Here is a 9,439-nt window from a genome sequence, read left to right as displayed (position 1 = left end):
AACGGCCGCCGGGGTGACTCGGCGGCCGTTTTTCCGTTCCGGATCCATGTCGGTCGATCGGCAGGAGTCGACGGCACCCACCCATCCACGGGACTCCCAACCCCCCCATTCCCTTGCGATCATCCCGACGCCTGCCAGACCGACCGTCGGGCGTGCAGGACAACGGGATACGCACATGGACAGCAGCACCGAACAAGCCGCCTGGCAACAGCCCTCACGACGGGCGCGCGACCGCGCCGCCGTCGAGCGGGCGTGGCGGGCGCGGCAGCAGGCGATCGAGGCGGCGTTGCCGAAGCGGTATGTGCCCGATCACGCCAAGCCGGTCGTCGTGAAGGCCGAGGCGTCGCCGGAGCGGTCGGGGTTCGATTGCGTGGCGTCGCTGCGCATGTCGGTGATGTCGGTGGCGATTGCGGCTGCGGCGGTGGGTTGTGCGCAGGCGCCGACGCAGCCGGATCAGCCGCTCGTTCGGGTGCAGCCGATGTACCGCGTCGCGCATTCGGATGCGGCGCAGGTCAGCGGCATGCCGCAGCCGACCGTCGTGCGGCAGGGCGAGGTCGATGCGCGTCCGCGTCCGGTGCCGGTGACGGCGGTGGCGGCAACCGCTGCGGCGGGGCCGAGCGAGGCCGAGCGTGCCGCCCTGGCTCAGGCCGATCTGACCAGCCGGGCCATGAAGGGCGAGCCGGAGGCGCTGCATGTGCTGGGCGTGCAACTGGCCCGTGAAGGCCAGCTGGCCGAGGGCATTGCCGCGCTGCGGCTGGCCAACGCGAAGGCGCCGGGCCAGCCGCGCCTGTTGAACAACCTGGGCCATGCGCTGAAGCTGCAGGGTCAGACCGAACAGGCGCGCTCGATGTTCGAGCAGGCGCTGCTGGCCGATCCGACCTACGACTACGCGCGGGCCAACCTGGCGATGCTGGAGCCGGCCTCGCTGCCGACGCCGGCCGAGGCGGTGGCGGTGGCGCTGGAACAGTCGCCCGCGCCGGCGCTGGTCGACGTCGTGGCGGCGGCCCGGCCGACCGCCGCGAAAGATGCGACGCCGGCCCGTGATGTCGAGGCGCTGCTGGCCATCGCACCGACAGGGGCCGGAGCGGCTTCGCCCGCCGCCCTCAGCGCCGTGCGCGAAGGGCCGGCCCTGCAGGCGGTGGCACTGGCGCCGATCGGGTCGTCCGGCTCGGTCGACCAGCGGGTCGCCGCGCTGGCCTGGGCCGATGCGCCGGTGGCCGGATCCGCCGGTGGCGCGTTCGATGCGCCGCAGCGCAGCGCCGTCGACCTCAAGTCCATCCGCGTCGAACTCGTCAACGGCAACGGCATCACCGGCGCCGCCCTGGCCTTGCGCGGCTGGTTGCGCGAGCGTGGCTTCCAGCAGGTCCGCACGGCCAATGCCGAGGCCTACAACCGGCCGATGACGCAGGTGTTCTATCAGAAGGGTGAAGGGCGGCTGGCGCGCGAGGTGTCGCGCCGTCTGCCGTTGAGCACCGAGCTGGTCGAGCTGCCGGCCGGCTCGATGGCCTCGCAGGTGCGGGTCGTGCTGGGCCACGATCTGCGCGGCACGCGCGGGCTGCAGGCGCTGGCGGAGATGCCGTTTGCGCACCCGGCGCTGAAGGCGGCGGCGGGGCATCGTGAGGGTGTCGTCGCGCGGGCCCCGACGGCCAGGGAACTCGCGCCGACGCTGTGAGCGCGACGCTCGCCGGCTGGCACGCCCCTGCCCATCAGGCTTGGCAGGCGCAGCAGCGTCAGCAGGCGCTGGACCTGCTGCTGGTGGCCATCAACCAGCACGGGCCGGTCAAGCCGCTGGCGATGGTGCTGCAGCTGGCGTATTACCTCTTCCTGCTCGGCGATCCGGCGGCGGCGGCGCACTTCCTCGAACTGCAGCGCCCGCATGCACCGCAGGATCCGCAGCTGCTGCTGAACCTGGCGGTCTGCCTGTCGCGCTCGGGGCAGGACGCCCAGGCGGTCGAGCGCGCGCGTGACTATCTGGCGATCCGGCCCGACGACCCGGTCGTTCATGACGTGCTGTGCAAGTGCCTGCGCGAGCTGGGGCGCGACGACGAGGCGCGGGCGGCGGGCACGCGGGCGCTGATGCTCAAGGACGCGGCGGCGCGCCCGGCACCGGCCGGCTGGCGCGTGCCGCCCGCGGGTGCCGCCGCCTGGCTGCAACGCGCCGGGCTGCGGTACGCCGGGCAGGAACGCCGCGACGTGGTGGCGTTCTCGCTGTGGGGTTCGGGCGCGCGCTACCTGCGCGGCATGGTCCACAACCTGGTCGAGCTGCCGAAGGTGTATCCGGGCTGGCAGGCGCGGATCTATCTCGATGACAGCGTGCCGGCCGCGACGCGGGCGCTGCTGGCCGAACTGGGCGCGGACCTGCGGATGCAGCCGCCGGGCCAGCCGACGCGACGCAAGCTGTGCTGGCGCTTCGAGGTGGCCGACGACCCGACGGTCGGGCGCTTCCTGGTGCGCGACGTCGACTCGGTCGTCAACCTGCGCGAGCAGCGGGCGGTGCAGGCGTGGATCGCCTCGGACCGCGCCTTCCACGTCATGCGCGACTGGTGGACCCACACCGACCTGATGCTGGCCGGCATGTGGGGCGGCATCGCCGGGGCCTTGCCGGACATGGCCGCGATGCTCGATGGCTACGAGCCCGCCGCGCTGGAGACGCCCAACGTCGACCAGTGGTTCCTGCGCGACGTCGTCTGGGGCTGCGTGCGCCACGACGTGCTGGTGCACGACCGCTGCTTCACCTTGCCGGGCACGCGGCCTTGGCCGGACGACCTGTCGGCGGAGGTCCCGCCACCGGTCGGCAACTGGCATGTCGGCCAGGACGAACACGCCGCCCGGCGCGCCGCGCAGGCCGTGCGCATCGCGCCGTGGCTCGGCCGGATCGAGGCGGTCGCGGCCTGAGGCGGCGGGCGAACGGCCATCCCGATCGCCCATGAAAAAAGCCGCCCCGGAAGGCGGCTTTCGGTGGGTCATGTTGCAGACCCTGGATCTGGCTCATCGACTGAGCCACCCACTGCGCGGGCGGCCGTCGATGACGGGATCACATCGGCTTGATGTTCGCGGCTTGCAGGCCCTTCGGGCCTTGCTTCACTTCGAATTCGACCTTCTGGTTTTCCTGCAGGCTGCGGAAGCCGCCGCCGTTGCGGATTTCGCTGTGGTGGGCGAACAGGTCCTTGGAGCCGTCAGCCGGCGTGATGAAGCCGAAGCCCTTGCCGTCGTCGAACCACTTGACCGTGCCTTGTTGAGTCGTGCTCATGGAGTTTCCTTCGTGTGTGTCGGATCAATACAAAAACACCCGCCAGCGGAAGGCCAGCGGGGACAGCAACACTCAAGAAACGTCAAACCGGGAGTTGGAAGACTTGGCCGGCGGTGATCGGTGCAACCTGCGAGAGGTTGTGAACCACTGCGGAAGAGGAGCAAGACCTTGAAGAAACGGCCTTGGTGCATGTCTGTGGCGGCAGGATAGCCGGTTTATGCGCTGCGGCCGGGGTTTATTTCAGTCCGGGAACAAATGAGGCGTCGGCAGGCTCACCGAACTTGCCAGAAGTCACGGTGCAGCGCGGCGATCTCGTCCTCGACCTCGGGCACCGGGCCCCAGACGCCGATGGCCTTCTGGCCGCGCGCGAAGACCTCGCGGCAGGGCAGGTCCAGCGTCGGGTTCTCGGCGTGGTTGCCGGTCAGCGCCAGCAGGCGGGCCTCGCTCATGCCGTAGACGACGCGGCCGATGTGGGCCCAGTACTGCGTGCCGGCGCACATGCAGCAGGGCTCGACGGTGGTCACCAGGGTGCTGCGCCAGAGCGTGTCGGCGTCGAAGCGCCGGGCGGCCTCGCGGGCCAGCACGGCCTCGGCGTGGTTGACGCTGTCGACGTTGCCCTGCTCCAGCAGCACGGTCACGCCATCGGGGGCGACCAGCAGCGCGCCGAAGGGGTGATGGCCCTGGGCCAGCGACGCCGCCGCGATGCGGTTGGCGGCGCGCAGCCATGTGACCAGTTCAACGGGCGTGGGCGTGTTCATCGGCATCTCCGCTCGGTCGGGCGCGGCGGGAAGGCGCGCCGGTTGGGGACAATCATCGGATGCGCATTCTCTTCGTGCACCAGAACTTTCCTGGCCAGTACCGCCACCTCGCGCCGGCACTGGCCGCGCGCGGCCATGACGTCAAGGCGCTCGGGATGAGCCCGATGCCCGCCGCCATGCCCGCCGCGATGCCCGGCGTGCAGGCGCTGCGCTACGGCGTCGCGCGCGGCAACACCGCCGGCGTCCACCCGTGGGTGCAGGACGTCGAGACCAAGGTGCTGCGCGGCGAGGCCTGCGTGTTGGCGGCCGGCAAGCTCGATGCGGCCGGCTTCCGGCCCGACCTGATCTGCGTCCACCCGGGCTGGGGCGAGGCGCTGTTCCTGCGCGAGCTGTGGCCGGCGGCGCGCCAGCTGCACTTCGTCGAGTTCTTCTATGCCGCCGAAGGTCAGGACGTCGGCTTCGACCCCGAGTTCGGCCCGGTCGACCTGGCCATGCGCTGCCGGCTGGTGACCAAGAACCTGACGCTGATGCAGGCGCTGGCCGGCATGGATGCCGGCGTCAGCCCGACCCGCTGGCAGGCCGACACGGTGCCGCCGCCGTGGCGCGAGCGGCTCGCGGTGATCCACGACGGCATCGACACCACCTTCGCGAGCCCCGCGAAGGCCGATCAGCACGTGCGTTTCCGCGCCACGACCCAGGCCGGCCTGACGCTGGACCTGGGTGCGGACGACGAGGTGCTGAGCTTCGTCAACCGCAACCTCGAGCCCAGCCGCGGCTACCACCGCTTCATGCGCGCGCTGCCGGAGCTGCTGCGCCGCCGCCCGCAGGCGCAGGTCGTGATCGTCGGCGGCAACGACGTCAGCTACGGCGCGCGGCCGGCCTCGGGCAGCCACCAGCAGATCTACCTCGACGAGGTGCGCGACGCACTCGGCCCGGACGGCCTGGCGCGCGTGCATTTCGTCGGCCGCGTGCCGCACCCGTCGCTGATCGCGCTGTTCCGCATCGCGCGGGCCCATGTCTACCTGAGCTACCCCTTCGTGCTGAGCTGGTCGCTGCTCGAGGCGATGGCCTGCGGCGTCCCGGTGATCGGCAGCGACACCGCGCCGGTGCGCGAGGTGCTGACCCACGGCGAGACCGGCTGGCTGGTCGACTTCTTCGACGCCGCCGCGCTGGTCGAGGCCGCCACGCAGGCGCTGTCGATGCCGCGCGATGCCGATGGCATCGGCCTTCGCGCCCGCCAGCGCATCGTCGACGGCTACGACCTGCAGCGCGTCTGCCTGCCGCAGCAGGTCGCGCTGGCCGAGCGGGTCGGGGCCGGCTGAGCGGCCCGGCCGCGTCCTCAATGCCCCTGCGAGCCGCGATGCGCCCAGCGCGTCGTGCGTTTCTCGACCACCGAGAACAGCTCGTACATCGCCATCGCCATCGCGCCGACGACGACCAGGCCGGCGAAGGCCAGGCCCATCTGCATGGAGCTGCCGGCGCTGATCAGCAGGTAGCCGATGCCCTCGTTCGCGGCGGTCATCTCCGAGACCGTGGTGCCGACGAAGGCCAGCGTGATCGCGACCTTCAGCGAGCCGTAGAAGTAGGGCATCGAACGCGGCAGGCCGACCTTGACCAGCACGTCCCAGCGCCTGGCGCCCAGCACGCGCAGCACGTCTTCCAGCTCCGGCTCCAGCGTCGCCAGGCCGGTGGCGATGTTGACCATGATCGGGAAGAAGCTGATCAGGAAGGCGGTCAGCACCGCCGGTCCGACGCCGATGCCGAACCAGACCACCAGGATGGGCACGAAGGCCGCCTTGGGCAGGGCGTTGAAGGCCGTCATCAGCGGGTAGACGGCGGTGTAGGCCACCCGCGAGCTGCCGATCAGGAAGCCCAGCAGCACGCCCACGACGATGGAGATGCCGAAGCCTGCCATCGTGACCCAGAAGGTGCGCCAGGCGTGGCCGGCAATGGTCTTGCCGTGTTCGGCCAGCGCCTGCGCAATCGACCAGGGGCTGGGGAAGATGAACTCCGAGACGCCCAGGCCGCTGCACAGCAGCTGCCACAGGACGACGGTGGCCACCAGCAGGATCCAGGGCGACGCCTGTTCGAGCCGGCGGGCCCGACGTGTCTGGCGGGTGCTCATGGCGCGACTCCCGCCGCCTGGCCGCGGATCGCGCCGATGTGGCCGCGCAGCTCGTGCACGATGGCGGTGAACGCGGGTGTGTAGGTCAGCTCCAGGTCACGCGGACGCGGCAGGTCGATCTCGCGGCGGACCACGAAGCGGCCGGGGCTCCTGCTCATGACGTAGACCGTGTCGGCCAGGAAGACGCTCTCGCGCAGGTCGTGCGTGACCAGGATGACGTTGAACTTCTGCGCGGCCTGCAGGTCGCGCAGCGTGCACCACAGCTCCTCGCGGGTGAAGGCGTCGAGCGCGCCGAAGGGCTCGTCGAGCAGCAGCATCTTGGGCTCGTGGATCAGCGCACGGCAGATCGAGGCGCGCTGCTGCATGCCGCCGGAGAGCTGCCACGGGTACTTGTCCTCGTAGCCGCCGAGGCCGACGCTCTGCAGCAGCTTGCGCGCCTTTTGCTCGTATTCATCGCGCTTCTGGCGAAACGAGCTGCGCCAGGGCTCGACGATCTCCAGCGGCAGCATGACGTTGGCCAGCGTCGTGCGCCAGGGCAGCAGGCTGGGGGCCTGGAAGGCCATGCCGGTGATCTTCAGCGGGCCGGTGACCTCGCGGCCGTCGATCACGACGGTGCCGCGGCTGGGCCGCTTCAGCCCGGTCGCCAGCTTCATGAAGGTGGACTTGCCACAGCCCGAAGGACCGACGATGGCGATGAACTCGCCCTCGCCGACCTGCAGGTTGATGTCCTCGACCGCGTAGCGGCCCTGGGCCAGCAACTCGTCGTCGTAGGCCAGCCAGACGCCCTCGAAATCGACGAAGCGGCTCACTTCTTCTTCGCCCCGAAGATGTCGCGCTCCGCCGCGCTGGGCAGGAAACTGCCGTTCCAGATCGCGGCGACGTTGACCCGTTCCTTGGTGGCGAAGGCGTCCGACACCTGGCTGGCCATCAGCGCCAGACGCGGCGCCTTGACCTCGCCGAAGCCCTCGGCCTTGGCGTCCGGCGTCAGCACGGTGGCGTCGAGCGCGAGCTTCAGGCGGCGCGTCTCCAGCTCGCTGTTGACGATGCCGTCGCGTTCCTTGACGGTGGCGACCGCGCCGGCCGGGTCGGCGATGACGTCCTTCAGGCCCTTGGTGAAGGCGCGCAGGAAGGCCTTGACGGCGTCCGGGTTCTTCTTGAGGAAGTCCTCGCCGACGATGATGGCGTTGCCGTAGAGCTTCACGCCGAACTGCGGGTAGGGCAGCACGACGATGTCCTCGGTCTTGATGCCGCGGGCCTCCAGGTTGAGCAGCGAGGTGAACGAGAAACCCGTGATCGCGTCGACGTCGCCGCGCACCAGCATGGTCTCGCGCAGCGGCGGGTCCATCGCGGTCCAGGCCACGTTGGCGATCCGGTTCTCCTTGGCGAAGATCGGCCAGGCCTTGCGGCCGGCGTCGAAGACCGGCGCGCCGAGCTTCCTGCCATTGAGGTCCGATGGCTTGCTGATGCCGCTCTTCTTCAGCGCCAGCACCGCCGCCGGCGTGTTGTTGTAGACCATCATGACGGCGACCGGCTTGTTCGGCACCGTCGGGTTGTTGGCGTGGAACTCCATCAGCGCGGCCACGTCCGCGAAGCCCATGTCGTAGGCACCCGAGGCCACGCGCGTGACCGTGCCGCCCGAGCCGTTGCCGGCATCGACCGTGACGTTGAGCTTCTCGGCCTTGTAGTAGCCCTTGGTGGCGGGCACCAGGAAGAGCGCGGCCGGTCCTTCGAAGCGCCAGTCGAGCTGGAACTTCACGGCGGTTTCCTGCGCCAGGGTCGGCAGGCTCGCCAGCGCCAGGGTCGCGCCTGCGGCCAGGCTGCAGATCAGGCGGATGGCCAGGTCCAGCGCGTGGCGGCGGGGCAGGGCTTGCGGTCGGTCATCGGTGTGCATGGTGTCCTCGCGGGGGTCGGGAGCGATCCCGACCCGGCCGCAAGAACCGTGCTCAGCACCGGTGCGCCAGGCTGGTGCATCCGGACGCGCCGGGCTGCATGCCGGGGCGCGCGCCGCGCCGCATCAGCGCAGCAGGTCCAGCAAGGTGCGCGCGACGACCTGGGTGGCGCGGCGCAGGTCTTCCAGCACGATGTGCTCGTCGGCGCGCTTGGCGTTCGATTCGCGCACCGTGCGCGGGCCGGCACCGTAGATGACGGCGGGGATGCCACGCTCGCAGTACAGCCGCACGTCGGTGTAGAGGGGCGTGCCGGACTCGGGGATGGGCTCGCCGAAGACGGTCTCGCCGTGGCGCTGCAGGGCCTCGACCAGCGGGCGGTTGCCGGGCAGCGGCTTGAGCGCGTGCGCCATCAGCATCCGCTTGATGTCGACGCTGACGCCGGGCACGCTGGCCGCCGCCTGGCGGATGACCTCGTGCAGCTGCGCCTCGACCTCGTGCGGGTTCTCCTCGGGGATCATGCGGCGATCAAGCTTGAGCACGACCTTGCCGGGGATCACGTTGGTGTTGGTGCCGCCCTGGATCAGGCCGACGTTGAGGTAGGGGTGGGTGATGCCCTTGACCGACGAACGCACCTGCTTGTAGAGCACGTTCTGCGCGTACAGCGCGTTCAGCACGGCGGTGGCGCCCTGCAGCGCGTCGACGCCGCTGTCGGGAATGGCGGCGTGGGCCATCACGCCGTGCACCGTCACCTCCATCTGCAGGCAGCCGTTGTGGGCCGTCACGACCTGGTAGCTGAAGCCGGCGGCGATCTCGAAGTCGGGCTTGGTGAGGCCCTTGTCGAGCAGCCAGCCGGGGCCGAGTTCGCCGCCGAATTCCTCGTCGTAGGTGAAGTGCAGCTCGACGCCGCCCTTGACCGGCAGGCTCATCGACTGAGCCAGTGCCTCGACCGCCCGCACCGCGAAGGTGAAGGTCGAGAAGTCGCACTTGCTGACCGCTGCGGCGCGGCCGTAGAGCTTGCCGTCGGCGACGTCGCCGCTGTAGGGGCCGTGGCTCCAGCCTTCGCCCGGGGGCACCACGTCGCCGTGGGCGTTCAGCGCGATCACCGGGCCGCCTTCGGCATAACGGCGGCGCACGATCAGGTTGGTGATCGATTCGAGCCCGGCGGCGCGCACGGCATCGGCCGGCACGGCGTGTTTCTCGGCGTCCAGGCCCATCGCGGCCAGCAGCTCGGCGGTCCGCTCGGCATGCGGCGCGTTGTTGCCGGGGGGCGTGTCGGTCGGCACGCGCACGAGTTCCTGCAGGAAGCGCACCTGTTCGTCGAAGTGGTCGTCGATCCAGCGATCGAGGGCGGCGTAGGTTCCGGCGTTCAGGGTCGGGTCGCTCATGTCGGGCTTTCGGTGCGGTGAGGTCGAGGTTG

9 protein-coding genes are annotated in these 9,439 nt (G+C 70.6%); 3 read left to right on the top strand and 6 right to left on the bottom strand.

Annotation, left to right across the window (positions count from 1 at the left end; genetic code table 11):
* Positions 1-175 precede the first annotated feature (175 nt).
* Both ACWA7K_RS13035 and ACWA7K_RS13030 read left to right on the top strand, forming a co-directional pair.
* Positions 176-1,672, top strand: coding sequence for a LytR C-terminal domain-containing protein (locus ACWA7K_RS13035; protein ID WP_456161832.1), 1,497 nt, complete (start codon positions 176-178; stop codon positions 1,670-1,672).
* Entirely contained in the window at positions 1,669-2,895 is a 1,227-nt protein-coding gene (locus tag ACWA7K_RS13030; protein WP_456161831.1) for a tetratricopeptide repeat protein, read from the top strand. Before ACWA7K_RS13035 ends, ACWA7K_RS13030 begins: the two co-directional genes overlap by 4 nt.
* Before the next feature lie 139 nt (positions 2,896-3,034).
* Here ACWA7K_RS13030 and ACWA7K_RS13025 read toward each other — a convergent pair whose 3' ends face one another.
* Together ACWA7K_RS13025 and ACWA7K_RS13020 are read right to left on the bottom strand one after the other, a co-directional pair.
* A complete protein-coding gene (locus ACWA7K_RS13025; RefSeq protein WP_130483113.1) occupies positions 3,035-3,250 on the bottom strand; it encodes a cold-shock protein in 216 nt (71 codons plus the stop codon).
* 272 nt (positions 3,251-3,522) lie between these two features.
* Positions 3,523-4,008: a nucleoside deaminase gene (locus ACWA7K_RS13020; protein WP_456161830.1), complete on the bottom strand. Its 486-nt coding sequence runs from the start codon at positions 4,006-4,008 to the stop codon at positions 3,523-3,525.
* A 59-nt stretch (positions 4,009-4,067) separates the two neighbouring features.
* Between ACWA7K_RS13020 and ACWA7K_RS13015 the strand changes: the two genes are divergently transcribed.
* The gene (locus tag ACWA7K_RS13015) at positions 4,068-5,330 is read left to right on the top strand and encodes a glycosyltransferase (RefSeq protein WP_456161829.1); all 1,263 of its coding nucleotides are present in this window, start codon (positions 4,068-4,070) and stop codon (positions 5,328-5,330) included.
* Positions 5,331-5,347: 17 nt separating this feature from the next.
* Here ACWA7K_RS13015 and ACWA7K_RS13010 read toward each other — a convergent pair whose 3' ends face one another.
* The 4 genes from ACWA7K_RS13010 to ACWA7K_RS12995 form a co-directional block, all read right to left on the bottom strand.
* The gene (locus ACWA7K_RS13010) at positions 5,348-6,133 is read right to left on the bottom strand and encodes an ABC transporter permease (RefSeq protein ID WP_456161828.1); all 786 of its coding nucleotides are present in this window, start codon (positions 6,131-6,133) and stop codon (positions 5,348-5,350) included.
* The gene (locus ACWA7K_RS13005; RefSeq protein ID WP_456161827.1) at positions 6,130-6,942 is read right to left on the bottom strand and encodes an ABC transporter ATP-binding protein; all 813 of its coding nucleotides are present in this window, start codon (positions 6,940-6,942) and stop codon (positions 6,130-6,132) included. The genes ACWA7K_RS13010 and ACWA7K_RS13005 overlap by 4 nt, the downstream gene beginning before the upstream one ends.
* Positions 6,939-8,024: an ABC transporter substrate-binding protein gene (locus tag ACWA7K_RS13000; RefSeq protein ID WP_456161826.1), complete on the bottom strand. Its 1,086-nt coding sequence runs from the start codon at positions 8,022-8,024 to the stop codon at positions 6,939-6,941. Before ACWA7K_RS13000 ends, ACWA7K_RS13005 begins: the two co-directional genes overlap by 4 nt.
* 123 nt (positions 8,025-8,147) lie before the next feature.
* A complete protein-coding gene (locus ACWA7K_RS12995; RefSeq protein ID WP_456161825.1) occupies positions 8,148-9,407 on the bottom strand; it encodes a M20 family metallopeptidase in 1,260 nt (419 codons plus the stop codon).
* Positions 9,408-9,439 lie beyond the last annotated feature (32 nt).

It is taken from the genome of Leptothrix mechoopdaensis (SeqCode) (assembly GCF_053893855.1).
This window is presented reverse-complemented; position numbering and strand designations above follow the sequence as displayed.